We start from the raw sequence: 23,977 nt of genomic DNA on the forward strand, positions 1-23,977 counted from the left end.
CAGCCGTTTCAAACGATCATTTCCGAGGGAGGAATTCGATGAGTGGACAATTGCAAGGCAAGATCGCCATCGTCACCGGTGGTACGCAGGGACTGGGCGCGACGATTGCTGGCCTTTTCGCCGAACGCGGCGCTGAAGGCATCGTCATCTGCGGCCGCAACGCCGCCAAGGGGCGGGCGAAGGCCGAGCAGATCGGCAAGGCAAGTGGCGCGAAAGTCGTCTATGTCGAGGCCGATCTGGAAAAAGTAGAGGACGCCCGCAAGGTGGTCGCCGCTTGCGACGCGGAATTCGGCCGGGTCGATGCGCTGGTCAACGCCGCAGCTATTACCGACCGTGGCACGATCCTCGACACCACGCCCGAACTCTTCGACCGCATGTTCGCGATCAATGTGCGCGCGCCGTTCTTCCTGATGCAGGAGGCGGTGAAGATCATGCGGCGGGAGAAGACCGAGGGCACGATCGTCAACATCGGCTCGATGTCGGCGATGGCCGGCCAGCCGTTCATTGCCGCCTATTGTTCGTCGAAAGGCGCCCTCGAAACGCTGACCAAAAACACGGCCTATGCGCTTCTTCGCAACCGCATTCGCGTCAACGGGCTGAATATCGGCTGGATGGCGTCCGAAGGCGAAGACCGCATCCAGCGCGAGTTTCATGGCGCGGCTGCCGATTGGCTCGAAAAGGCGGCGGCCGGCCAGCCCTTCGGTCGGCTCGTCGATCCGGCCGAAGTGGCGCGGGCCTGCGCCTATCTGTCGTCGGCCGAGTCCGGGCTGATGACCGGATCGGTGATTTGCTTCGATCAGTCGGTCTGGGGCGCCTATGACGGTTCGCCACATCCGGTCGCTCCGCTTTGAGGTGGAGGCAAACGACTAAGCTCGACAGTAGCCGGCGGAAAGTGGCGTGCCATGTCTCGGCCGGGTTGGCGCCGCTTGTCTTTCTCAAACGGCTGTGCACTTAGTGCCGTCGTCAGGTGCCCGCGAAAGCGGGAGAATCGGGAATCCGGTGTCATTCCGGAACGTGCCCAACGCTGTGACGGGGACGATCGCGTCTAAGAGAGCCTTGAATTGATTCAAGGTTTTGCCACTGGATCTTCAAGCGATCTGGGAAGGCGAGGTGATCGGTTGAACCGAAGTCAGAAGACCGGCCTGGCGAGATAGACCGAACCCCGCGTGGACGGCGGGAGGTTTTCGCATTGTTGGGGATCGAACGATGCTGACTGAACCGAAGGGCGGCCTTGCGGCTGCCGGCGCCTTTTCGCTGCCAGAGCGGGAGGCCGTCTACCGTGCCATCGAGACACGTCGCGACGTGCGCGATGAATTCCTGCCCGCGCCATTGCCGGATGATCTGATCGGGCGCCTGCTGGCCGCTGCGCACAGCGCCCCGTCCGTGGGCTTCATGCAGCCGTGGAACTTCGTGCTGGTGCGGGCGGAAGAAACGCGTGAGCGCGTCTGGCAGGCGTTTCGCCGCGCCAATGACGAGGCCGCGCTGATGTTCGAGGCGGAACAACAGGCCAAGTACCGTGCGCTGAAGCTCGAAGGCATCCGCAAGGCGCCGCTCAGCATTTGTGTCACCTGCGACCGCACGCGCGGCGGTGCCGTCGTACTCGGGCGCACCCACAATCCGCAGATGGACGTCTATTCCACGGTCTGCGCCGTGCAAAACCTCTGGCTTGCGGCGCGGGTCGAAGGGGTGGGCGTCGGCTGGGTGAGCATTTTCCACGAGGCCGAGATCAAGGCGATTCTCGGCATCCCAGATCATATCGAGATCGTTGCCTGGCTCTGCCTCGGCTATGTCGATCGCCTCTATCAGCAGCCGGAACTCGCCGTGAAGGGCTGGCGCCAGCGCCTGCCGCTCGACGAGCTGGTTTTCGAAGACGGATGGGGACGCAGCAAGGAGAAGGCGTAAGGCCTCGTCCGATCAATTCTGGACCGGCTGATAGGCCGGTCCCTTCGGATGCTTGAGGTCGATGGCGGTTTCTTCCTGCGGCAGGTAGGTCGGGCCGACGACGCGAACCTTGTTCTTCGACGGATCATAAGGCCGCTCTTCGGCCGGCGCCTTGGCGGTATTGCTCGCCGCTTCCGGCTTCTTGGTCTCGATGACGATGATCGACGACTGGTCGTCACCGATCTTCGTTCCGTTTGCCTTCGGTGTGGTCGAGGCGGTCTGGGGTATCTGGCAGCCGCACTGGCCGGGTTTTCCGACGGCGCGGGTGCGATAGGCAAAGGCGTTGGGCATTTCGGTATAGGGACGGCCGGTCACGGCCGAGACCATCTTGTCGCTCTCTTCCGTGTTGAGGTCGTGAAAATAGAGCTCGGTCTCAGCCCCCGGACAGCGCGCCCGACAGGCCTGCTCGTCGCGCGGGAAATCGGCCGGCGTCGCATCTGAAGAAACCGGGAAAAAGGCGCCGTCGCAGGTACGCACGCACATGGTTCTGAGCGTGCCGCTATAGTAGCGCTCCTGCGGTGCGTAGCCGTCTTCGCCTCGGCCGAGCATCGGGCCGTAGGCGTCTTCCGGCGGCAGGTCGGCAACGATGTTGCGGTGGCTTTCCGGCACGTCCGGTTCCACGCTTGCGAACTCCTCGCGGTCACCATAGCAACCGTTGATCTCCAGCGCGGCGAGGATGCGGCGCCGGCTGTCGTCGCTGCCGCCGGCGACGATCTGCTCGCGCTCGGACTTCAGCATGCGCAGATTGTCTTCCATCTCGGCGATCAGGCTGTTGAGGCCGTAGCAGGTGTCGGGGTCGCCGCCGTCGAAGCCAATGGCGTTGCCGCCACCGCAACCCGCGCGGCGGCGGTCGTTCTTTGCCCGCCGCAGCTCGATATTCTGCCGCGAGATCGCGCTTGCGTAGTCGCGCGCATCGGCATTGCTGGCGACGTAGTCAGGCAGTTGCGCGAGCCGCGCGTTCAGTCGGTCGCAGGCCGTCGATGCCAGTGACGGACCGGCACCGATCAGAACCAGAGGCACAAGGGCCGCAGCGACGTGTTTCATGCGCGTGAACACGGGCGAAAGTCTCTTCCTGTTGCCAGGTCGGCGCCGACCTTCTGCGGGTGGCTGCCAGCGGCATTCCTGTTTCGCCTCCATCATAGAGCTTGTCGGTGATCGTGCAACGACAAGCGACGGTTTGCGTTAACAGCGCAGATCGACTGACGCGCTTAGGCGGCGCGGGCGGTTTCCAGCGACATCGGACGTTCGAGCACGGTACCTTCGATGGCAGCGACCGCCTTCATCCGCGTGAGCAGATCCGGCGTTACTTCCCAGGCGACGGCAACCGCGAAAACGGAGCCGATGCGATGCGGTTCGGCGATACGCTCGCCCGGGCATCCCATGCGCCGGAACATGCGCTCCAGGAACACATCCGTCACCGTGACGATGTGGCTGATGCCGGAAGCAAGGCCCAGCTCGCCGACGCCGCACATCAGTTCGGCGGCCGCGACCGTCACCTGGTTCGACGCGCGGTCCTGCGAGATCTCGGGCTCGATGCAGAAGCGGCTGGATTCCCAGACCGAAGCGCTGCGGATTTCCGGATTATCGCCAAGCAGGATCGGGAAGGTATCGTCCAGCATGTTTGGGCCGAGTGTCGGCAGGAGGCGAAGCGCGCCGCGCAGCCGGCCGGTATCGGGCGCATAGGACAGGACGTAGAGCGGGTTTGCCTGGTCGTAGTTGTCGATTTCCCAGTCGCCTTCGGTCTGCACGTCCCATTTCAGGAAGTCGTGGAAGACGCGCTTGCGCAACCGGAACATGTCGTCGACGGCCGCCGGGTGTTGTGCGCGGGTCTTTCCGTTCAGGATCCTGATCATCGTTTTCTCCATCCGAGTTTGGGGATGGGGCGATGCTGTCAGGCTCGCGGCGGTTGCGTAACTGTCGCTAGCGACAGTTCAAATGCGCGATATTTGCCACTAGATTTCGAGGGGTTTCGGTGGAGGCGTATTGTCGGGTGTCAAACGGAGGGTATCAGAGCGTGTCGTACGGCCTGTGCCACAGCCTGAGTGTTGGAAACGACATTCAGCTTGCGTCGCGCATTGGTCATGAAGAAGCGCACGGTGCGCTCGGAAATACCGAGGATCGTGGCGATTTCCCAATAGCTCTTGCCGGCGGCGGCCCAGGTCAGGACCTCGGTCTCGCGGCCGGTCAACCGCATCTCTCGGGTCGAAATGCTGCCGGCCATGGCGCCGTGCTCCAGCATGGCGGCATGGAAGAGATTGGCGGCCAGCTGGAAATCGCGCAGGTGATGGCGGCGATAGGTCGTCCATTCGCCGGCTGTCATGTTGACGTTGATTGCGAGCAACGCCATGCGCCCGGCGGGCGAGGGCAATGGCAAGGCGACGCCCTCAGTGGATATGCCGATTTCCTGGGCTGCCTGGAACAACGGTTCGCATTCCGGGAAGCGATGCCGCGCCATCGTCCATTCCACCGGCCGCACGCCGCCAAGCGCCAGCTTCAGGATCGGATCGATCCGGTGAAGGCTGCGGGCATGGTAAATCTCGGCAGCGTAGGCGCCGAAGGTGTGATGCAGCCGGCAAACCTTGAGCTCGTCCGCATAGGGCTCGGCTTCGAGATAGAGAAGATGGGCAATGCGGAAGGTTCGACGCATCAATGTGAAGAAATGAGCGGGCTCGACGCAGCCGCCACATTCCAGGATTTCCAGCATGTCGAGGACAGCCTGCTGCTCAGTCATGCCACAACACCGAATCTCGTCCGAGGCCCCAGCATGGTTAGAGGTTCACCTTTTGTCCAGCGCAAACTTTCCCGATTGGTGTATAAGACCAATTGCGCACGCCTTGATTGTAGTTGTCGATCGGCCGCGTGACAGGGGCTGATTCGCGGGTGATCTGCAAAACCAGCGATGCCGCGCCTGAAGCAGGTGCGACATCCGGATACGGTTTTGCCGGCGCCGGCATGGCGCCCGAATGCAGCGAAGACCGGTGGCGATCTCCGCGTTGCCATCTCAACCCGGATGGCTGGCTTCGACCACCGCCAGGGCCGCCATGTTGACGACGCCGCGTGAGGTGACCGACGGCGACAGGATATGGGCGGGAAGCGCCGAGCCGAGCAGGATCGGGCCGACATGCAGGCTGTCGGTCATGGTCTTGACGACACCGAGCGTGATGTTGGCGGCATCGAGATTGGGGAAGACCAGCAGGTTGGCTTCGCTCGACAGGCTGCTGTCCGGCATGACGCGCTGGCGCAACGCTTCCGAGATCGCGGCATCGCCGTGCATTTCGCCGTCGACCTCGAGATCCGGCGCGAGTTCCCGCACGAGCTGCAGCGCCGTGCGCATCTTGGTGGCGCTCTCCGAATCGCGCGAACCGAAGTTCGAATGCGAGACGAGGGCGGCGCGCGGGGTGATGCCGAAGCGGCGGATTTCCTGTGCCGCCATGACCGTCGTCTGGGCGATCTCTTCGGCGCTCGGGCAGTAGCTCACATAGGTGTCGGTGAAGAAAGTTGCGCCGCGCTGCGAGATCAGCAGGCTCAAGGCCGAGAAATCGAGCACGCCGTCGCGCTTGCCGATGATCTGCGATACGTCGCGCAGGTGCTTGCTGTAGCGCCCTTCGACGCCGCAGATCAACGCATCGGCTTCGCCGCGCTTGACCGAGAGCGCGCCGATGACGGTCGTGTTGGTGCGCACGATCGTGCGGGCGGCTTCCGGGATGACGCCGAGACGGCCGACGAGGGCAAAATAGTCCTCGACATAGTCGCGGTAGCGCGGATCGCCTTCGGGGTTGACCACCTCGAAATCGACATCCGGACGGATGCGCAGGCCATAGCGACGCAGGCGCGTCTCGATGATCTGCGGACGGCCGATCAGGATCGGGCGGGCCGTGCCTTCTTCGAGCAACACCTGGGCGGCGCGCAGCACGCGTTCGTCTTCGCCTTCGGCAAAGATAACCCGGTTCTTCTGGGCGTTCTTGGCGGCGGCAAAGACCGGCTTCATGATGAAGCCCGAGCGGAAGACGAAGCGGTTCAGCTTGTCGAGATAGGCGTCATAGTCCTGGATCGGACGGGTGGCGACGCCGCTTTCCTCGGCTGCCTTCGCAACCGCCGGCGCGATGCGCAGGATAAGGCGCTGATCGAACGGCGAGGGGATCAGGTAGTCCGGGCCGAAGACCGGGGTCTCGCCGGAATAGGCGCGGGCGGCAACATCGGAGGGCTCTTCGCGGGCAAGACCGGCGATGGCGCGTACGGCCGCCATCTTCATTTCTTCGTTGATCGTGCTTGCGCCGCAGTCGAGCGCGCCGCGGAAGATATGCGGGAAGCAGAGAACGTTGTTGACCTGGTTCGGGAAGTCCGAGCGGCCGGTGCAGATCATCGCGTCCGGACGGGCTTGGCGGGCGGCTTCCGGCATGATTTCCGGCGTCGGATTGGCGAGCGCCATGATCAGCGGCTTTTCGGCCATCTGCGCCAGCAGTTCCGGCTTCAGGACGCCGGCGGCCGAAAGGCCGAGGAAGACGTCAGCGCCGCCGATGCTGTCGGCAAGCACGCGGTTGCTGCTATCCTGCTCGTAGACGGACTTCCATTCGTCCATCAGCACCTCGCGGCCCTTGTAGACGAGGCCTTCGAGGTCATGGACCCAGATGTTTTGGCGCTTGGCGCCGAGCGTCACGAGAAGGTTGAGACAGGCGAGTGCGGCGGCACCTGCGCCCGAGGTGACGATCTTGGCGGTCGCGATGTCCTTGCCGGCGAGTTCGAGGCCGTTGAGGATGGCGGCGGCGACGATGATCGCGGTTCCGTGCTGGTCGTCGTGGAAGACCGGGATCTGCATCTTTTCACGCAGGCGCCGCTCCACCTCGAAACATTCGGGCGCCTTGATGTCTTCAAGGTTGATGCCGCCGAAGGTCGGCTCGAGCGCCGAGATTACGTCGACCATGCGCTCGATGCTCGACGCGTCGATTTCGATGTCGAAGACGTCGATGCCGGCAAACTTCTTGAAGAGGACGGCCTTGCCCTCCATGACGGGCTTGGAAGCCAGCGGACCGATATTGCCGAGACCGAGGACGGCCGTGCCGTTGGAGATGACCGCGACCAGGTTGGCGCGCGCTGTGTAATCGGCGGCTGTTTCCGGATTGTCACGAATGGCGATGCAGGGGGCTGCAACCCCTGGCGAATAGGCAAGCGCCAGGTCGCGCTGGTTGCCAAGCGGCTTGGTGGGCTGGATTTCGAGCTTTCCCGGGCGTGGGTAACGGTGGAAGAAAAGGGCCTGCTGGTCGATGTCGCCGCTGGCCGGACCGGTATGGGATTTCGTCTTGTCGCCCGTATTCATGCTCTCACATTCCTCATTCGTGGTCGTGCCTTTTGGCATGAATTCGAAGCGAGGTACAGTTTTGCAGTGCTGATTTCAGCGGGGGGACCGGTGACGCAATGTTGATGTCATCTTCCTGAAACACGAGTCTGGTTTCACGAAGGCAGAAAGCATAACCTGAAGACGAGGCTCGCATGATGGCGGCGCAGCAAGACAACTCCGCACGAAAGCTCAGGACGTTGTTCATCTCGGACGTCCATCTCGGCTCGAAGGCCGCCAAGACCGACTACCTGCTCGACTTCCTGCGGCATCATGAAGCGGAGACGATCGTTCTGGTCGGCGACATCGTCGACGGCTGGCGGTTGAAGCGCAGCTGGTACTGGCCGCAGAACTGCAACGACGTGGTGCAAAAGCTCCTGCGCAAGGCGCGCAAGGGCGCCCGCATCGTTTACATCCCCGGTAATCACGATGAATTCCTGCGCGACTTTCCGGGCGTGCATTTCGGCGGCATCGAGGTGGCGCAACGCTACATGCACGAGGGGGCCGACGGCCGTAAATATCTCGTGCTGCACGGCGACGAATTCGACGTCGTCGTGCGCAACGCTCGCGTGCTCGCCTATCTCGGCGATTGGGCCTACGACACGGCGATCGCCATCAATATCGGGCTTGCTGCGGTCCGCCGACGTCTCGGCATGCCCTATTGGTCGTTCTCGTCCTGGGCGAAGCTCCAGGTCAAGCACGCCGTCAACTTCATCGGCGAGTTCCAGAAGGTGGTCGCCGATGAGGCGCGCCGTCACGATGCGCAGGGCGTGATCTGTGGTCATATCCACCATGCTGTCATCGAGGAGATCGGCGACATCCGCTACATCAACACCGGCGACTGGGTGGAAAGCTGCACGGCGATTGCCGAGCACCACGACGGCACGATGGAACTGATCACCTGGCACCAGATGCGCGGTGGCGCCAGCGAGGGCGAAGCCTCTGGCGAAGCGGACAAACTGCTCGCCCAACTGCTGACCCAGCGCGCGGCCTGACCTTCGCGGCGCAGCGATATTCCTGTCGCGAAAACTAGGTTATGGCGAGGGGCGCCCGGCTCGTGCTAGAGATCGGGCACAGCCATCAGGTCAGACGATGATTCCCTTCCAAGCGCCCGCCTATGTGGGCCCTCCGCCGCGCCATTTTGCGCTTCGCATTGCTTTGCTCTTCTGTGCGCCGCTGATCGTCAACGGCTTCGCGATGCCATACTTCCCGATGTGGCTGAGCACGCTGTCGATGAGCGACTTCGAGATCGGCGTCGTTCTGGCGTTGCCGATGTTCGTGCGCGTCATCACGGCGCCGATCGCCGGCGTCATTGCCGATAGGCTCGGCGAGCGGGCGATCGTCCTGATCTGGTCCGGTTTCCTGTCGCTCGCAACGGCCGTGGTTCTGTTCTATTTCCGCGAATTCTGGCCGGTGCTGCTGATCTATACGCTGCAGTCGGCCGTCTATTCTCCCTATGTGCCGATCGTCGAGGCGATCGCGCTTTCAGGCGTGCGGCGCTGGGGCTTCGACTACGCCCATATGCGGCTCTGGGGCTCGGTCGCCTTCATCGGCGCGACGATGCTCGGCGGCTGGATGGTGGGCATCTTCGGCAGCGACATGGTGCTGCCGGCGATGGCGATCGGCTTCGGCCTGACGATCATCATGGCCTATGCCGCGCCACGGGTCGGCAAGCCGCGGCGGCCGTCACCGATCACGGCATTGACGGAGCCGCCGCCGAAGTCGCTGCGGCAGCTCGACCTGCAGCTGCTTCTGATCGGGGTGACGCTGGTCAACGCCAGCCACGCGATGCTCTTTGCCTTCTCGGCGATCTATTGGCAGCACATCGGCTACAGCGGTACCGAGATCGGCCTGCTCTGGAGCGCGGGCGTCGCGGCGGAAGTGACGATGTTCATCTTCGCCAAGGCGATCAGCCGCCGTTTCAGCGTCTGGGTGATGATCCTGTCCGGCTGCTTTCTCGCCGTGGTGCGCTGGATCATCTTCCCGATGGATCTCGGCTTCAGCGGCTATTTCATCCTGCAGTGCTTCCACGCCTTCACCTATGCGATCATGCACACCGGCATGCAGCACAAGCTGGTCGAGCGGGTGGTGGAATCACAGGAAGCGTCGGCGCAGGGGCTCTACTTCTTCTATACCGGTATCTTCACCGCGATCTTCACGTTCCTGTCCGGCTATTTCTACGCTTGGTACGGGGTGAACGGCTTCTATTCGATGTCGGTCGTCGCCTTTGCCGGCTGCTGCTTTGCCGTCGCTGCCTGGTATCTTCAACCCCAGAGGCGCGGCTCCGGCGGGAAGACAAGCGAGGCCTCGTAGCGCAGGCCGGGCTCGCGATCCTGCGCCAGCAGCAGCGGCCCGTCGAGATCGACGAAATCCGCGCCTTGAGCCACCAGGATCGCCGGCGCCATCGCGAGCGAACTGCCGACCATGCAGCCGACCATGACCTTGAGCCCGAGCGAGACCGCCTCATCGCGCATGCGCAGTGCCTCGGTCAGGCCGCCGGTCTTGTCGAGCTTGATGTTGACGGCGTCGTAACGCCCGACGAGAGCAGCGAGGTCGCCGGTCGCGTGCACGCTTTCATCAGCGCAGATCGGAACGGGACGGGCGATCGTTGCCAACGCCTCGTCGCGGCCGGCGGGAAGCGGCTGCTCGATCAGGTCGATCCGTTCCTCGGCGCAGATCGCAAAGTGATAGGCAAGCGTTTCGGGCGTCCAGCCCTCGTTGGCGTCGAGGATGATGCGGCTTTCCGGTGCGCCGGCGCGCACCGCACGGATGCGGGCAGCATCATCCGACGTGCCGACCTTGACCTTGAGGAGCGCGCGGTGGGCATATTTGGCGGCCTGCTCGCGCATCGCGTCGGGCTCGGCAAGCGAAAGCGTATAGGCCGTGGTCAATGCTTCCGGTGAAGAAATGCCGGCAAGAACATGGGCCGACTTGTTTTTCTGCTTTGCTTCCAGATCCCACAGCGCGCAATCGACGGCGTTGCGGGCAGCACCCGGCTTCATCGCGCGCTGCAGATCGGCGCGGCTGAGCCCGGCCTCGATGTGGTGGCGGATGGCGGCGATTTCGGCGAGCACCGTGTCGATCGTCTCGCCGTAGCGGCCGTAGGGAACGCATTCGCCGGAGCCCGTATGGACACCGTCTCCGATGCGGCAAGTGACGACGCTTGCCGTCGTCTTGGAGCCGCGCGAGATCGTAAACGTGCCCGCAATCGGGAAATGTTCCACGGTGGCATCGAGGGAAAGTGACATGAAAGCGTCTCCGGCAGGTAATCTGTTGGCCCGGCGTCATAGCGCCGCAACGTTCGGGTGACAGCAAAGGTGCGAGCCGTTATGACGGTGGAAGGATTTACGAATCTTTACACAGTCGTTGCCTCCGGTCGGACGCGCAACAGTCGTGGTAACACTTTAGGTCTGCTGCACAATCTTGTCCTCAAATCTATCGAGATTGGACGAGTTTTGCAGAGGCAAATCGGGATAACAGAAGACACGTGTCGCAAGCCACCCGCAAGATGACCGCCGATGTCGCGCTGTCCGAGAGTGGCGGCGGGCGAAGCTATGTCTTCACCGGCACCTGGCGGCACGAGACGGCCGAAGCGATGGCGGCAAAGCTCGACGGCCTTGCGCGCAAGGGCGACGGGGCCGCGCAGTTCGATCTGTCCGGCGTGACGGCGATGGATACCGCAGGCGCCTGGATCATCCGCCGCTTCATGACCCGTGTCGTCGGCCCGTCGCGCGACAACGTTCACTTCGCCGAAGGCGGACAGCGCTATGTCGAGCTGATCGACGCCCTGCCGGCTGAACTGCGTTCGCCGGAAAAGAACGGCGAACGGCTGCCGCTGTTTCAGCGCATCTTCGCCCCGGTCGGCGAGGTCATGGCGGCGACGTGGGAAGATATCGTCGCTGCGATGTACATCCTGGGGTCCGCGGTGCGCGGCGCCCAGCTTAAGCTTGGACGGCACAGCGGCGTCTCGCCGGCGGCGATCGTTCACCAGATCGACCGCATGGGCGTGAAGGCAGTGCCGATCATCACGCTGATGTCGTTCCTGATCGGCGCCATCATCGCTCAGCAGGGCGCGTTCCAGCTGCGCTATTTCGGCGCCGAGGTCTTCGTCGTCGATCTCGTCGGCATCCTGCAGCTCCGTGAAATCGGGGTGCTGCTGACCGCGATCATGATCGCTGGCCGCTCCGGCAGCGCGATCACCGCCGAAATCGGCTCGATGAAGATGCGTGAAGAGGTGGATGCGCTGAAGGTGATGGGGCTGAGCCCGGTCGGCGTACTCGTATTTCCGCGCCTCGTGGCGCTGACCGTCGCGCTGCCGCTCTTGACGATCATCGCAAACTTCGCGGCGCTCGTCGGCGCGGCGCTCGTTGCCTGGGGCTATTCCGGCATCACGATCCCAACCTTCCTCGCCCGATTGCAGGAAGCCATCGATTTTTCGTCGATCGCCGCCGGCATGATCAAGGCGCCGTTCATGGCGCTCATCATCGGGGTCGTGGCAGCCGTCGAGGGCTTGAAGGTTGGCGGCAGCGCGGAGTCGCTCGGCCGCCACGTGACGTCTTCGGTGGTCAAGTCGATCTTCGTCGTGATCCTGATCGACGGGCTCTTCGCCATGTTCTACGCGGCCATTGATTTCTGATGCGGAGAACAGCGTGAACCCAATCGAAAAGAGTCGCGAGGGGTACCAGCCGACCGAGGCGAACGGGCGCGAGCCCGTGCTTTCCGTTCGCGACCTGACGGTCGGTTTCGGCTCCAACATCGTGCTCGACAAGCTGAACCTCGAGATCTACCGCGGCGAAATCCTCGGCTTCGTCGGAGCGTCCGGCACCGGCAAGTCGGTGCTGATGCGCACGGTTCTGCGGTTGCTTGCGAAGCGGTCCGGCAAGATCGAAATCCTCGGCGCGGACTACGACAACATCACCGAGGGCGAACGCATCGCGCTCGACATGCGTCTTGGCGTTCTCTTCCAGCACGGAGCGCTGTTTTCGGCGCTGACGGTGCGCGAGAACATCCAGGTGCCCATGCGCGAATATCTCGACCTGCCGCAGAGCCTCATGGACGAGCTGGCGCGGGTGAAGATCGAGCTGGTCGGCCTTGCGCCGGAGGCGGCGGAAAAGTACCCGTCCGAGCTTTCGGGCGGCATGATCAAGCGCGCCGCACTTGCGCGCGCGCTGGCGCTCGATCCGGACCTGGTCTTCCTCGACGAGCCGACCTCGGGGCTCGATCCGATCGGGGCGGCGGAGTTCGACGAGTTGATCGCCAAGCTGCGCGACACGCTGGGATTGACCGTGTATATGGTGACTCACGACCTCGACAGCCTCTTTTCGGTCTGCGACCGCATCGCGGTTCTCGGCAAGAAGAAGGTCCTGGTCGAAGGCACGGTGGAAGACATGCTGGCCTGCGACGATCCGTGGGTGCAGTCCTATTTCCGTGGCAAGCGGGCACGATCGATCGTGCGGAACGATCAATGAATCTTGAGAAGCCGATTTTGATGCCCAGGCGTCGAGATCGGAGGTAGAGCCGGTGAAGCGGCCACGAAGGTAGTCGGTACGAATGGAAACGAAAGCGAACTACGCCATTGTCGGTTTCTTCACGGTGTTCGTGGTCGCAGCCGCATTCGGCTTCGTCTACTGGATGTCGCAGTATGGCCGTAGCGGCGAGATGATCGAGCTGGTGGTCAACATTCCGGGGTCGGCCAACGGCCTTTCGGTCGGCTCTCCGGTGCGCTTCAACGGCATTCCCGTCGGCACGGTTCGCAACCTCGCGATCGATGCCAACGATCCGCGTTATTCGATCGCGCTGACCGAGGTTTCGGTCGACGCGCCGGTGCTCAAGTCAACCAAGGCGACGCTGGAAGTGCAAGGCCTGACCGGTGCGGCCTATATCGAACTCAGCGGTGGCCACAAGGGCGACGAAAACATCCTGAAGACCGCGATCGAGAAGGGTACGCAGGCGCGTATCCTTGCGGACCAGTCGAGCGTCACCAGCCTGCTCGCGACGGCCGACCAGATTATGGACCGCGCCAACAGCGCCATCACCGACATCCAGGGCTTCGTCACCGACGTGCGCGGTCCGCTGACCAAGACGATCGGCAATGCCGAGACGTTTTCGAATGCGCTCGCGAACAATTCCGGCGCGATCGATGACTTCCTGAAGAGCGTGACGGAACTCTCCGGTTCGGTGAGTGCTGCGTCCAAGAAGCTCGATTCGACTCTGGAATCTGCCGAAACTCTGGTGAAATCGGTGGATCCGAAGAAGATCGATCAGATCGTCTCGAACGTCGAGCAGATCAGCACCGACCTGAAGGCTGCCTCGGGCGGCGTTTCCGAAACCATCGCTGCCTTCCGGCGCACGGTCGAAACCTACGAGCAATTCGGCAAGAACGCCCAGAAAACGCTGGAGCGGGTCGATACGCTGGTCGCCTCGGTCGACAAGCAGAAGGTGGAGCTCGTCGTCAACGACATCACAGCGGCGACGGCGGACGCCCGCAAGACGGTGGCCAACATCTCGCAGTTCGCCGACAAGATCACGGCGCGCCAGCAGGACATCGACCGCACGATCACCGACGTCACGCAGCTGGCAAGCAAGTTGAACGCTTCGGCCAACCGGGTCGACAGCATTCTCGTCAAGGTCGACGGTTTCCTCGGCGATGCGGACGCGCCGTCGCTTTCGGCTGACGCCCGCGCGACGCTCGCCTCGTTCCGCAAGATGGCGGACAATCTGAACGCCCAGATCGGCCCGATTGCGGAGAACCTCAAGCGCTTCTCGAATTCGGGGCTGCGCGACGTCGAGGCGCTCGTCACAGATACGCGCCGCACGGTGCAGAGCCTCGAGAACACGATCTCGACGTTCGACAAGGATCCGCAACGCCTTCTCTTTGGCGGCGAGACGGTAAAGCAATATGATGGCCGCACCCGACGCTGAGTCGGTGGGCACAGCCGGCGTGGGGCCGGGTGGTGTGTTTCGATCCGGAATGCGCCGAAGTTGTGTGGGACAAAGGTAACGGCAGTATGAGTTTTCCAGGGCTGGTGGGCGTGCGAGTAGCGGGAGCGTGGCGCTCCGCCCTGATGATCATGCTGGCAGCAGGACTTGCTGGCTGCGGTACCAAAGCGGCCAACGACACCTACAGTCTTTCGGCGAGGCCAGCCGTCGAAGGTCGCGCATCGACCGGCAAGCAGATCCTCGTGCCGGAGCCGACGGCTCTGAAGGCACTCGACAGCGATCAGGTCGTCATCCGCCTCTCCGGCGCGGAACTGCAATATCTCGCCAAGGCTCAGTGGAGCGACCGCCTGCCGAAGCTGGTACAGGCGAAGCTCGTGCAGGCCTTCGAGGACACAGGCAAGATCGGCGGCGTCGGCAAGCCCGGCCAGGGCCTGGCGATCGACTACCAGGTCATCACCGAAATCCGCGCCTTCGAGATTTCGACCGAGGGCGCCGACACGGCCAATGTCGAAATCTTCGCCAAGATCCTCAACGATCGCAACGGCACGGTGCTGGCGCAAAAGGCGTTTCGCGCCACGGCCGCGGTCAGGGGCACGGGCAACACGGCCTTCATCAAGGCCATGGATCAGGCCTTCGCCAATGTTTCGGCAGAAATCGTCAGCTGGACGCTCGGCTCCATCTGAGGAACCGAGGACGCTTCTATCTCGCGGTGACCGTCTCGATCCGGTTGATCACTTCCGCGACGCCTTGCACCTGTTTTGCTGCCTCTTCGGCGCGGAAAACTTCGCCTTCGGTCGCCACGAAACCGGCAAGCACAATGGTGTTGCCTTTGGCGGTAACAGTGACATCGGCTGCATCGAGGCCGGGCGTGACCGCCAGGAGATGGGCGACGCGGCGCTCCAGTTCGGCCGGGTGATCGGCCACCTGCCGCTCCGGTTCATCGCCGTAGAATGTCCGTTTCTTGAAGATCATTGTTTTCACCTCGCTCGACGAAGGTGAAACGCCTGATAGCGGGCTTTGTTCGCCTGTTTCATTCGAAACAGCGGGGTGGGACTGATCCGTGCGATGGCTCGTTTCAGGCGACGGGCGGCTCCGTCGCGGTCGGATTACACGGGGATATACACAATGCGCAGTTCTTGCTTCGCCATGGCTCTGGCGACGACGATGGCACTTGCCTTGGCCATGCCGGCGAAGGCCGCGAACTATAGCTACGGCTGCAAACCGAGCTGCGTCGTCAAAACCGAACGGGCTTATGGCGCCGACGGTAAGGTCTTCTGGAAGAAGGTGCGGATCTGCAAGTGACGTCAGGGAAGGTCCAAAGATCTTCGTTCGGAACGACCGTGGTCAGTGAGCCACTCATAGGTTCGGACACGCTGTGAATGGTCCGGAGAGAAGCGCGTCTGCGCGGTGGAGCGCTTCTCTCATTTTGTGGACTGCCGGCGAGATTACGGCCAGCGGACCACCGGGGGCAGGGACGACAGGATCGACTCGACATTGCCGCCGGTCTTCAGGCCGAAGATGGTGCCGCGATCGTAGAGCAGGTTGAACTCGACATAGCGGCCGCGGCGCACCAGCTGTTCGTCGCGGTCGTTTTCGGTCCAGGGCGCATTGAAATTGGTGCGCACGATCTTCGGATAGACGATGGCGAACGCCTTGCCGACATCACGGGTGAAGGCGAAATCGGCGTCCCAGCCGCCTTGCTCTTCCGAGGAATGCAGCCAGTCGTAGAAGATGCCACCGGTTCCGCGCGCCTCGTTGCGATGGGGCAGGAAGAAGTAGTCGTCACACCACTTCTTGAACTTGGCATGGTCGGCGACCGCATGGCGCCCGCAAGTGATCTCCATCGCGCGGTGGAAGAGCTGCGTGTCGGGATCCGTCATGACGCGACGGCGATCGAGCACCGGAGTGAGGTCGGCGCCGCCGCCGAACCAGTTGCTGGTCGTCACCACCATGCGGGTGTTCATGTGAACGGCCGGCACGTTGGGATTGACCGGATGGGCGATCAGCGAAATGCCCGAAGCCCAGAAACGGGGATCTTCGGCTGCACCCGGGATCTGGCTGCGGAATTCGGGCGAGAACTCGCCGTAGACGGTCGAGGTGTGCACGCCGACCTTTTCGAAGACGCGGCCTTCCATCATCGACATGCGGCCACCGCCGCCCTTGCCATCCTCACGGCTCCAGTCCTTGGCAACGAAGCGGCCGGGGGCGCGGTCAGATAGCGGCCCGGTCAGCTCATCCTCCACCGCCTCGAAGGCGGCGCAGATGGTGTCGCGCAGCCCTTCGAACCATGCACGCGCCTCCGCCTTCTTATCTTCGATGTCTGCGGGGAGCCCCTGGGGTAGCTGCGGTCGTTCCATGAAATTACGTCCTGTTGGCGGGATTTCCCGATGAGATGCCGCCGATTCGATTGAAGTCGCCACAGTTCACACTTTGGCGCTGATGGCAACGGCGGTCCAGCGCTTCGGCCACTCGGTCGCGGCGTGTCCTTGGCCCCGGCGAAACCCGCCTACACAAAGCTCTGGCAAAGGCAGGCTTGCCTCACTATCTTACAATCCAGAGGTATAGCCCATGGCAAGAATACCTGCAGGCCCGCCGCTCGATGGATTGCGGCGGCAGATCGCCCGGCATCGCCGGGACAATCCGACACGAGGCGACGGCCTTTTCGTGCGGGAAACCTTTCGGCTCAATCGCAGTGCTGCCCGTGCAAAAGCGCGGGAATGGTTCGACACCTGGCCGAAGGCCGCCTACTGGACCGAGGTGGAAAGCTGGCGCCAGCTCGAGGGCGACGAGATCGAGTTTACGATGCGCCGCCTGCCGACCGCGGATTGATGCATCGCCCTGCCGCTTTTTCAGAGATCACCGGTCACGTCAACAAACGCGCCAGATTCCCTGCGAGCCAAGGTAGCACAGCGCTCAACCTCGATTTCGATCCTGAATATAAATCAGAGTTTTTCCGAGAAGAATCAATAGATTAATGATGGCTACAAGCCCGAGTATCATGGTCCCCAGGGCAAGCGCCAGGAATGTATTGACGACGCATTGCTGATCCCCTGCGGCGCATGCGCGATCGTCAAGATAATAGAACCATGAGAACAGGATGAGAGCGAGAAGAGGAAGGACTATCGCAACTCGACCTCTTAGTTCTTCATCTTCTTTTCCGCACAATGACGATGCGTAGGCACCTTTGGTCGTGGCGGCCGCTCAAGGGTGGCTGTCTTCATCCATGAGCCTTGGGCCGGCGCCTTCCATCGACAGCACGTCGTGCGGATTGCGCAGAGGACATTCGCGCAGCGACAGGCAGCCGCAGCCGATGCAGCTCGTCAGATGGTCGCGCAACGCCATCAGGCTGGCGATGCGTTCGTTCAGCTGTTCGCGCCAGTTTTCGGACAATCTGCCCCAATCCTCGACCGTCAGCGGACGATCGTCCGGCAAAACCGACAAAGCGTCCTGGATTTCCGACAATGGAATGCCGGTGCGCTGCGCCACCTTGATGACGGCGACGCGCCTGAGCACGCCGCGCGGATAGCGGCGCTGGTTGCCGCGGGTGCGGTTGCTGCGGATCAGGCCCTTGGCCTCGTAGAAATGCAGGGTGGAGACGGCGACGCCGCTGCGCTCCGCCACTTCGCCCACGGTCAGTTCGCGGCGCAGTTCGCTTTGTTTCACAATCGTCATAACGGCTATTGACCTCAACTAATCTTGAGGTTTTATAGCATTGGCTCCCTGACTGAGACAACAGGAGCTTGATCCCCATGACTGAGAAAATGACCCTCGCCGTGATCTATGGCAGCGCGCGGCAGGGTCGCTTCTGCGACACGGTCGCCAATTGGCTGATCCGGGAACTATCGGCTTCCGACACCTTCTCGCTGACGATCATCGACCCGGCGCGGCTCAGAACGTCGCGCGGCCTTGGCGCGGCGGTCAATCCCGGCGAATGGCTGGAGCGCAAGATCGCCGAGGCGGATGCCTTCATCGTCGTTACGCCCGAATACAACCACGGCTACCCGGCGGCGCTGAAGGAACTGATCGACTCTGTCTACGAGCCCTGGCACGCAAAGCCGGTCGCCTTCGTCTCTTACGGCGGCGCCTCGGGCGGCATTCGCGCGGTCGAGCAATTGCGCCAGGTGTTTGGAGAGTTGCACACGGTGACACTGCGCGACGGCGTGGCCTTCCCGAAGGCGTGGTCGAAGTTCGATGCTGCCGGCAACCTCTATAAACCGGAGGAGCTCCGCGCGCCGCTGTTTTTGATGATGGATCGCCTGACCTGGTGGGCGCGGGTGCTGAAGCAGGCGCGCAAGAGCAAACCTTACAACGAAGTCGCGGCGTAACGTTGGAAACGAGGGCTCTCGGCCGGGCTCTCAAAGGCTCGGCCTGCCGCCAAGGAGACGGCTATGGAGACGGTATCAAATCGGCGAAACCTGCCGGATCGCTTCGCCCGCAATCATCGCGGCGGAGATCGCGATGTTCAGCGAGCGCTGGCCGTCGGCCATCGGAATGAGGATGCGGCCATCGGCGCGCTCGTGCACGTGATCGGGCACGCCGGCGCTTTCCCGCCCGAAAAGCAGGATGTCGTCTGGGCGGAAATCATAGCGCGTATAGGGCAGGGCAGCCTTGGTGGAGGCGAGCACCAGCCGACGTCCGCTCGCCGAGCGCCACTCTTCGAAGCGCTCCCAGTTGACGTGACGAGTGAGCGCCACCGACGCGATGTAGTCCATGCCGGCGCGCTTCAGGTTTCGGTCGGAGAGGTCGAAGCCGGCCGGCTCGATCACATCGACCGAAAGCCCGAGACAGGCGGCCATGCGCAGGATCGTGCCGGTATTGCCGGGAATATCGGGCTGGTAGAGGGCGATGCGCAGATTGCTCACGTCAGGTTACTCGTTTGCAGGGGCGTTGCGCCGCGTATCGAAATCCGCAGCCAGGATGCCCATCATGATGTCGTCGTGCCACTCACCGTCGATCAACGCCGATTCGCGTTCGCGGCCCTCGATCGAGAAACCGGACTTGAGATAGGCCGCAATCGCCCGCTCGTTGAAGGCGAGGACCCTCAGCGAGACCCGATGGAGGGCAAGTTCGTCGAAGGCATAGGCCAATACCCGCTTGATGACCGCCGTGCCAAGACCCTTGCCAAGGCGATCCGGATCGAAAATGCCGATGGCGAAGTTCGCGCGGCGATCGGCGCGGTTGATGTTGTCGAGCCGCACTTCGCCGACAAGGCCGTCCTGATCGATGATCCAGGCGGCCGGATGTTCGGCGATGCGCGTTACCCAGGCGGCCGCTTCACCGTGGCCGAAGAGGCCGGGAAACGACCTGCCCGAACCGAACATCCGGTAGATATCCGGATGGCGGCCGAGCCTCAGGCGCGCGTCTGCGTCACCCTCGCGGGGCGCCGCAGGAGAAAGCCGACACCTTGAAGGTCAGGAGGCGCGTCCGATGAAGCGATCATCCTTGTTCTCCGCTGCGAAACATCCGGCGCTGCTTGCTTTTGAGGTCGCTCATATTGCCTGCGCTAATCTGTGCCGAAACGGCAACAGCGGTCGGAGCGATGAAAAATTGGGCAAGAAAGTGCCTGCGACAATCTGGCATGCGAGCGCGAATAAGGGTAGAGATCGGACCTCTTCAACGCGAACCGACGGAGGCAAACATGAATGTATTGATGTTGACACGCCTTCCTGGAGTAGTGGGCCACCGTTTGGCCTGACCGGTTCCGCGACCTATCTTTTAACCGAGATCGACGCGCTTCCGGGACTCCGGAAGACGAAGCCCTTTGCGGGCTGCATTTCCGGACTGACTTTTTCATCATAAGAATGCGGGGCGAAATCCCGCTTTCCTTCAAAATACTCTGAAGGAGCAATGTTATGTTTGGCTGGTTTGAATCCCGCCTCAATCCCTATCCGCCGGAGGAGCCGACGGTTCCGCCGAAGACTCTGTTCGGCTTCTGCTGGCACTACTCCAAGCCGGCTGCGCCGTGGCTCATCATCATGTCCGTCTGTACGGCGCTGATCGCCATTGGCGAAGTGGCGCTGTTCCAGTTCCTCGGCAACATGGTGGACTGGCTGTCGAGCGCCGACCGCGAGAGCTTCCTCGCCGCCGAAGGCGGACGGCTGTTCTGGATGGGTGCGCTCGTCCTCATCGGCCTGCCGGGCCTCGTGGCGATCGATTCGCTGATCATGCATCAGGTGCTGCTCGGCAACTATCCGATGATCGCCCGCTGGCAGATGCACCGCTACCTGCTGCGCCAGAGCATGACCTTCTTTGCCAACGAGTTCGCCGGACGCGTGGCAACGAAAGTCATGCAGACGTCGCTAGCCGTGCGCGAAACCGTGATGAAGATCCTCGACGTCTTCGTCTATGTCGTCAGCTACTTCATCACGATGCTCGCCGTCGTCGCCACCGCCGACTGGCGGCTGGTGATCCCGCTCGGCATCTGGCTGGCGATCTACATCTGCATCGTCAGCTATTTTGTGCCGCGGCTGCAGAAGATCTCCAAGGAGCAGGCGGACGCGCGCTCGATGATGACCGGCCGGATCGTCGACAGCTACACCAATATCGGTACGGTCAAGCTGTTCTCGCATGCCGGCCGCGAGGAAGGCTATGCGCGCGACGGCATGGACGGCTTCCTTGACACCGTGCATCGCCAGATGCGCAAGGTGACGCTGTTCCATGTGCTGGTCTATGCCAACAACAGTATCGCGCTCTTTGCGATCGCAGCGCTTGGCATCCATCTGTGGCTGACGAGTGCGATCTCCGTCGGCGCGATCGCGATCGCCGTCGGCCTTGCGATGCGCATCAACGGCATGTCGCAGTGGATCATGTGGGAAGTCTCGGCGCTGTTCGAGAATATCGGCACGGTCTATGACGGCATCGGCATGATGACCAAGGCGCACGACATCGTCGACGAGCCGGACGCCAAGGCGCTGACAGCGGACAAGGGGGCGATTGCCTTCGACAACATCCGCTTCCACTACGGCAAGGCCAAGGGCGTCATCGATCACCTGTCGCTCGACATCAAGCCGGGTGAGAAGATCGGCCTCGTCGGTCGCTCGGGTGCGGGCAAGACGACGCTGATGAACCTGCTGTTGCGCTTCTACGACCTGGAGGACGGTGCGATCCGGATCGACGGCAAGGATATCTCCACCGTCACGCAGGACAGCCTGCGCTCGCAGATCGGCGTTGTGACGCAAGACACCTCGCTCTTGCACCGCTCCATTCGCGACAACATCGCCTATGGCCATCCGGAAGCGGACGACGAGGCGATCATTGCGGCGGCCAAGAAGGCGAACGCCTGGGACTTCGTCCAGGGGCTCGAGGACAACCAGGGCCGCAAGGGCCTGGACGCGCAGGTCGGCGAACGCGGCGTCAAGCTCTCCGGCGGCCAGCGCCAGCGTATCGCGATCGCGCGCGTGTTCTTGAAGGACGCGCCGATCCTGATCCTCGACGAGGCGACCTCGGCGCTCGATTCCGAAGTCGAACAGGCGATCCAGGAGAACCTGTTCGCGCTGATGGCCGGCAAGACGGTGATCGCGATCGCCCACCGCCTGTCGACGCTGACGGAGATGGACCGACTGGTGATCCTCGAGGCCGGCCGCATCGTCGAGACCGGCTCGCATGCCGAGCTCGTTGCCCATGGCGGTCTCTACGCCGACCTCTGGTCTCGCCAGTCGGGTGGCTTCATCGCCGACGACGTCGAGAAGGAAGAGGCCGCAGAGTAAGCAACCTGAGGCCCGCCGTTCGAAAGAGCGGCGGGCCTCTTTGTTAGACGTTACGCATTTGTAATCTGCAATTGTGTCGAAACCGATTGCTGTTCCTGCCGAACCGCCTATATCGGAACCATGCTCAGCGCCATCGTCAGCCTCTTCGAGAACTGGATCAAGCCCTTCGCACCGCGCGAGCGCCTGCAGCCGCCGAAATCGCTCTGGGGGTTTGCCTGGTTCTACGCCAGACAGGCCAAGGGACCGTTCATCGCTATGGCTGTGCTCGGCGGCCTCGTCGCCATGCTGGAGGCGGGTCTTTTCTACTTCGTCGGGCGGCTCGTCGATCTGCTCGACACCGTGAAGCCGGAAGCTGGCTGGAGCGGGTTGATCGCCGCCAATGGCCCGGAGCTTCTGTTCATGCTCCTGACGGTCATGGTCTTCCGTTTCATCGCGGTGTCGTTGGCGGCGCTCGTCGAAGAACAGGCGATCACGACAGGCTTTTTGAACCTGGTGCGTTGGCAATCCTACGTGCACGTCGCCAGGCAGTCGCTGACCTTCTTTCAGAACGACTTTTCCGGCCGCATCGTCACCAAGGTCTGGGCCGGCGCGCAGGCAACGAGCGACCTGCTCGTCTCGCTGCTGCAGGTCGTCTGGTTCATCGTCATCTACACGGCGTCCACCATGGCGCTGGTGGCGCAGCTCGACTGGCGTCTGGCCGCGATGGTCGGCTTCTGGATCGTCGTCTTCCTGGTGCTGGCGCGCTTTTTCGTTCCACGCATCCGCAAGCACGCCCGCGATACCGCCGAAATGGCGTCGATGCTGAACGGCCGCATGGTCGATGCCTATTCCAACATCCAGACATTGAAGCTCTTCGGGCGCGACGAGGAGAACGACCGCTATATCCGCGGCGGCTTCGACCGGTTCCAGCGCGCGGTCATCCCGTTCACGCGGCTCTTGACGGCCGTGCGCGCCTCGCTGGCACTGCTTTCCGGCTTGATGATCACGGCGATCGCGGTCTACGCCATCCATCTCTGGCTCGCAGGCTCGATCAGTTCCGGCGCGGTCGCCTTCACGCTGGCACTGGTGCTCCGGCTCAACATGCTGCTTGGCCGCATGATGACGCAGTTCAACTCGATCATGCGCAACATCGGCACGATCCAGAACTCGGCCGAACTGGTCTCTCAGCCGATCGGTCTCGTCGATCGGCCCGACGCGACGGAACTGGCCGTGAGCAAGCCGGAAATCCGCTTCGAGCACGTCCGCTTCCACTACGGCAAGGGCGACCGCGTCATCGACGATTTCTCGCTCGTGGTGCGCCCGGGCGAGAAGGTGGGCATCGTCGGCCGTTCCGGAGCCGGCAAGTCGACGCTCGTCAACCTCCTGCTGCGCTTCTACGATCTTGAAAGCGGGCGCATTCTGATCGACGGCCAGGATATCGCGTCCGTCAGGCAAGAGTCGCTGCGCGCCCAGGTCGGCATGGTCAGCCAGGATACTTCACTTCTGCACCGCTCGATCCGCGACAACATCCTCTTCGGCCGTCCCGACGCGAACGAGGAGCAACTGATCGCTGCGGCGCGGAAAGCCGAAGCCTACGACTTTATCGCCGACCTTCAGGACCAGCGCGGCCACAAGGGGCTCGACGCCCATGTCGGCGAGCGCGGCGTCAAGCTTTCGGGCGGACAGCGGCAGCGCATCGCGATCGCCCGGGTGATGCTAAAGGATGCGCCGATCCTCGTGCTCGACGAGGCGACCTCGGCGCTCGATTCCGAAGTCGAAGCGGCGATCCAGTCCAATCTCGACCGCCTGATGCAGGGCAAGACGGTGCTCGCGATCGCGCATCGGCTGTCGACGATCGCCGCGCTCGACCGGCTGGTGGTAATGGACAAGGGGCGGATCGTCGAACAGGGAACGCACGCCGAACTTGTCGCCCGCGGCGGGCTTTACGCCGGGCTCTGGTCACGCCAGTCCGGCGGATTTCTCGCCCGGGAAGAGGCGGCGGAGTAGGGCGCTTTACGGACGCCTTCAAGCCCATCCGGCGGGCGCAAATTCCGCCCAACTGATGGCCGTCAAGTCCTTG

General features: G+C 62.8%; 24 protein-coding genes and 1 riboswitch. Of the genes, 14 read left to right on the forward strand and 10 right to left on the reverse strand.

Annotation, left to right across the window (positions count from 1 at the left end):
• Positions 1-38 precede the first annotated feature (38 nt).
• Complete coding sequence (locus tag IB272_RS09345; RefSeq protein ID WP_060528794.1) at positions 39-851, forward strand: SDR family oxidoreductase; 813 nt, start codon at positions 39-41, stop codon at positions 849-851.
• Between the two features lie 97 nt (positions 852-948).
• Positions 949-1,161, forward strand: a riboswitch (cobalamin riboswitch).
• 45 nt (positions 1,162-1,206) lie between these two features.
• Positions 1,207-1,902 carry a 5,6-dimethylbenzimidazole synthase gene (bluB, locus tag IB272_RS09350; protein WP_192444349.1) on the forward strand — a complete coding sequence of 232 codons (696 nt, stop codon included), beginning with the start codon at positions 1,207-1,209 and terminating at the stop codon, positions 1,900-1,902.
• A gap of 12 nt (positions 1,903-1,914) precedes the next feature.
• Here bluB and IB272_RS09355 read toward each other — a convergent pair whose 3' ends face one another.
• The 4 genes from IB272_RS09355 to IB272_RS09370 form a co-directional block, all read right to left on the reverse strand.
• Complete coding sequence (locus tag IB272_RS09355; protein ID WP_034795054.1) at positions 1,915-2,985, reverse strand: DUF2865 domain-containing protein; 1,071 nt, start codon at positions 2,983-2,985, stop codon at positions 1,915-1,917.
• Positions 2,986-3,149: 164 nt separating this feature from the next.
• On the reverse strand, positions 3,150-3,794 hold the full coding sequence (locus tag IB272_RS09360) for an acyl-homoserine-lactone synthase (RefSeq protein WP_034795052.1): 645 nt from the start codon (positions 3,792-3,794) through the stop codon (positions 3,150-3,152).
• A gap of 140 nt (positions 3,795-3,934) precedes the next feature.
• Entirely contained in the window at positions 3,935-4,672 is a 738-nt protein-coding gene (locus IB272_RS09365) for a LuxR family transcriptional regulator (protein ID WP_034795050.1), read from the reverse strand.
• Between the two features lie 270 nt (positions 4,673-4,942).
• Positions 4,943-7,255, reverse strand: coding sequence for an NADP-dependent malic enzyme (locus IB272_RS09370; RefSeq protein WP_113294062.1), 2,313 nt, complete (start codon positions 7,253-7,255; stop codon positions 4,943-4,945).
• A gap of 173 nt (positions 7,256-7,428) precedes the next feature.
• Between IB272_RS09370 and IB272_RS09375 the strand changes: the two genes are divergently transcribed.
• Together IB272_RS09375 and IB272_RS09380 are read left to right on the forward strand one after the other, a co-directional pair.
• A complete protein-coding gene (locus IB272_RS09375; RefSeq protein ID WP_192444350.1) occupies positions 7,429-8,268 on the forward strand; it encodes a UDP-2,3-diacylglucosamine diphosphatase in 840 nt (279 codons plus the stop codon).
• A 97-nt stretch (positions 8,269-8,365) separates the two neighbouring features.
• On the forward strand, positions 8,366-9,586 hold the full coding sequence (locus IB272_RS09380; RefSeq protein WP_090293891.1) for an MFS transporter: 1,221 nt from the start codon (positions 8,366-8,368) through the stop codon (positions 9,584-9,586).
• Here the strand turns inward: IB272_RS09380 and dgcA are convergent.
• Positions 9,538-10,521 carry an N-acetyl-D-Glu racemase DgcA gene (gene dgcA, locus IB272_RS09385; protein ID WP_034795044.1) on the reverse strand — a complete coding sequence of 328 codons (984 nt, stop codon included), beginning with the start codon at positions 10,519-10,521 and terminating at the stop codon, positions 9,538-9,540. The two genes, IB272_RS09380 and dgcA, sit on opposite strands and share 49 nt — an antisense overlap.
• Before the next feature lie 239 nt (positions 10,522-10,760).
• On the opposite strand from dgcA, the gene IB272_RS09390 reads away from it, so the two are divergent.
• From IB272_RS09390 to IB272_RS09405, 4 genes are all read left to right on the forward strand, one after another.
• Positions 10,761-11,909, forward strand: coding sequence for an ABC transporter permease (locus IB272_RS09390; RefSeq protein ID WP_192444351.1), 1,149 nt, complete (start codon positions 10,761-10,763; stop codon positions 11,907-11,909).
• 22 nt (positions 11,910-11,931) lie between these two features.
• Positions 11,932-12,741, forward strand: coding sequence for an ABC transporter ATP-binding protein (locus tag IB272_RS09395; protein ID WP_060585249.1), 810 nt, complete (start codon positions 11,932-11,934; stop codon positions 12,739-12,741).
• 82 nt (positions 12,742-12,823) lie between these two features.
• Positions 12,824-14,194: an MlaD family protein gene (locus IB272_RS09400; protein ID WP_034795040.1), complete on the forward strand. Its 1,371-nt coding sequence runs from the start codon at positions 12,824-12,826 to the stop codon at positions 14,192-14,194.
• Between the two features lie 86 nt (positions 14,195-14,280).
• Positions 14,281-14,895, forward strand: a complete 615-nt coding sequence (locus IB272_RS09405) for an ABC-type transport auxiliary lipoprotein family protein (RefSeq protein WP_192438118.1) — start codon at positions 14,281-14,283, stop codon at positions 14,893-14,895.
• A gap of 16 nt (positions 14,896-14,911) precedes the next feature.
• Here IB272_RS09405 and IB272_RS09410 read toward each other — a convergent pair whose 3' ends face one another.
• The gene (locus tag IB272_RS09410) at positions 14,912-15,184 is read right to left on the reverse strand and encodes a BON domain-containing protein (RefSeq protein ID WP_060585030.1); all 273 of its coding nucleotides are present in this window, start codon (positions 15,182-15,184) and stop codon (positions 14,912-14,914) included.
• 153 nt (positions 15,185-15,337) lie between these two features.
• On the opposite strand from IB272_RS09410, the gene IB272_RS09415 reads away from it, so the two are divergent.
• Positions 15,338-15,514 (forward strand): hypothetical protein, encoded by a 177-nt coding sequence (locus IB272_RS09415; protein ID WP_156400740.1) that lies wholly within the window; start codon positions 15,338-15,340, stop codon positions 15,512-15,514.
• A gap of 143 nt (positions 15,515-15,657) precedes the next feature.
• On the opposite strand, the gene hemF is transcribed toward IB272_RS09415, so the two are convergent.
• The gene (hemF, locus tag IB272_RS09420) at positions 15,658-16,569 is read right to left on the reverse strand and encodes an oxygen-dependent coproporphyrinogen oxidase (protein WP_060585032.1); all 912 of its coding nucleotides are present in this window, start codon (positions 16,567-16,569) and stop codon (positions 15,658-15,660) included.
• 211 nt (positions 16,570-16,780) lie between these two features.
• On the opposite strand from hemF, the gene IB272_RS09425 reads away from it, so the two are divergent.
• The gene (locus IB272_RS09425; RefSeq protein WP_134887424.1) at positions 16,781-17,041 is read left to right on the forward strand and encodes a hypothetical protein; all 261 of its coding nucleotides are present in this window, start codon (positions 16,781-16,783) and stop codon (positions 17,039-17,041) included.
• A gap of 372 nt (positions 17,042-17,413) precedes the next feature.
• On the opposite strand, the gene soxR is transcribed toward IB272_RS09425, so the two are convergent.
• Positions 17,414-17,884 (reverse strand): redox-sensitive transcriptional activator SoxR, encoded by a 471-nt coding sequence (soxR, locus tag IB272_RS09430; RefSeq protein WP_034795010.1) that lies wholly within the window; start codon positions 17,882-17,884, stop codon positions 17,414-17,416.
• A 77-nt stretch (positions 17,885-17,961) separates the two neighbouring features.
• Here soxR and IB272_RS09435 point away from each other — a divergent pair, with 77 nt between their 5' ends.
• The gene (locus IB272_RS09435; protein ID WP_034795007.1) at positions 17,962-18,537 is read left to right on the forward strand and encodes an NADPH-dependent FMN reductase; all 576 of its coding nucleotides are present in this window, start codon (positions 17,962-17,964) and stop codon (positions 18,535-18,537) included.
• 75 nt (positions 18,538-18,612) lie between these two features.
• Here the strand turns inward: IB272_RS09435 and IB272_RS09440 are convergent, their stop codons facing one another.
• The gene (locus tag IB272_RS09440; protein ID WP_034795003.1) at positions 18,613-19,074 is read right to left on the reverse strand and encodes a tRNA (cytidine(34)-2'-O)-methyltransferase; all 462 of its coding nucleotides are present in this window, start codon (positions 19,072-19,074) and stop codon (positions 18,613-18,615) included.
• 6 nt (positions 19,075-19,080) lie between these two features.
• Complete coding sequence (locus IB272_RS09445) at positions 19,081-19,566, reverse strand: GNAT family protein (RefSeq protein WP_192444368.1); 486 nt, start codon at positions 19,564-19,566, stop codon at positions 19,081-19,083.
• Between the two features lie 73 nt (positions 19,567-19,639).
• On the opposite strand from IB272_RS09445, the gene IB272_RS09450 reads away from it, so the two are divergent.
• The 3 genes from IB272_RS09450 (at position 19,640) to IB272_RS09460 (ending at position 23,904) form a co-directional block, all read left to right on the forward strand.
• A complete protein-coding gene (locus IB272_RS09450; protein WP_192444352.1) occupies positions 19,640-20,011 on the forward strand; it encodes a hypothetical protein in 372 nt (123 codons plus the stop codon).
• Positions 20,012-20,064: 53 nt separating this feature from the next.
• A complete protein-coding gene (locus tag IB272_RS09455; protein ID WP_192444353.1) occupies positions 20,065-21,918 on the forward strand; it encodes an ABC transporter ATP-binding protein in 1,854 nt (617 codons plus the stop codon).
• 120 nt (positions 21,919-22,038) lie between these two features.
• Positions 22,039-23,904 carry an ABC transporter ATP-binding protein gene (locus IB272_RS09460; RefSeq protein ID WP_034794995.1) on the forward strand — a complete coding sequence of 622 codons (1,866 nt, stop codon included), beginning with the start codon at positions 22,039-22,041 and terminating at the stop codon, positions 23,902-23,904.
• The last annotated feature ends 73 nt before the right edge of the window (positions 23,905-23,977 follow it).

Origin of the sequence: Ensifer sp. ENS08, from assembly GCF_014852195.1 — a bacterium.
GTDB classification, from domain to species: domain Bacteria; phylum Pseudomonadota; class Alphaproteobacteria; order Rhizobiales; family Rhizobiaceae; genus Ensifer; species Ensifer adhaerens.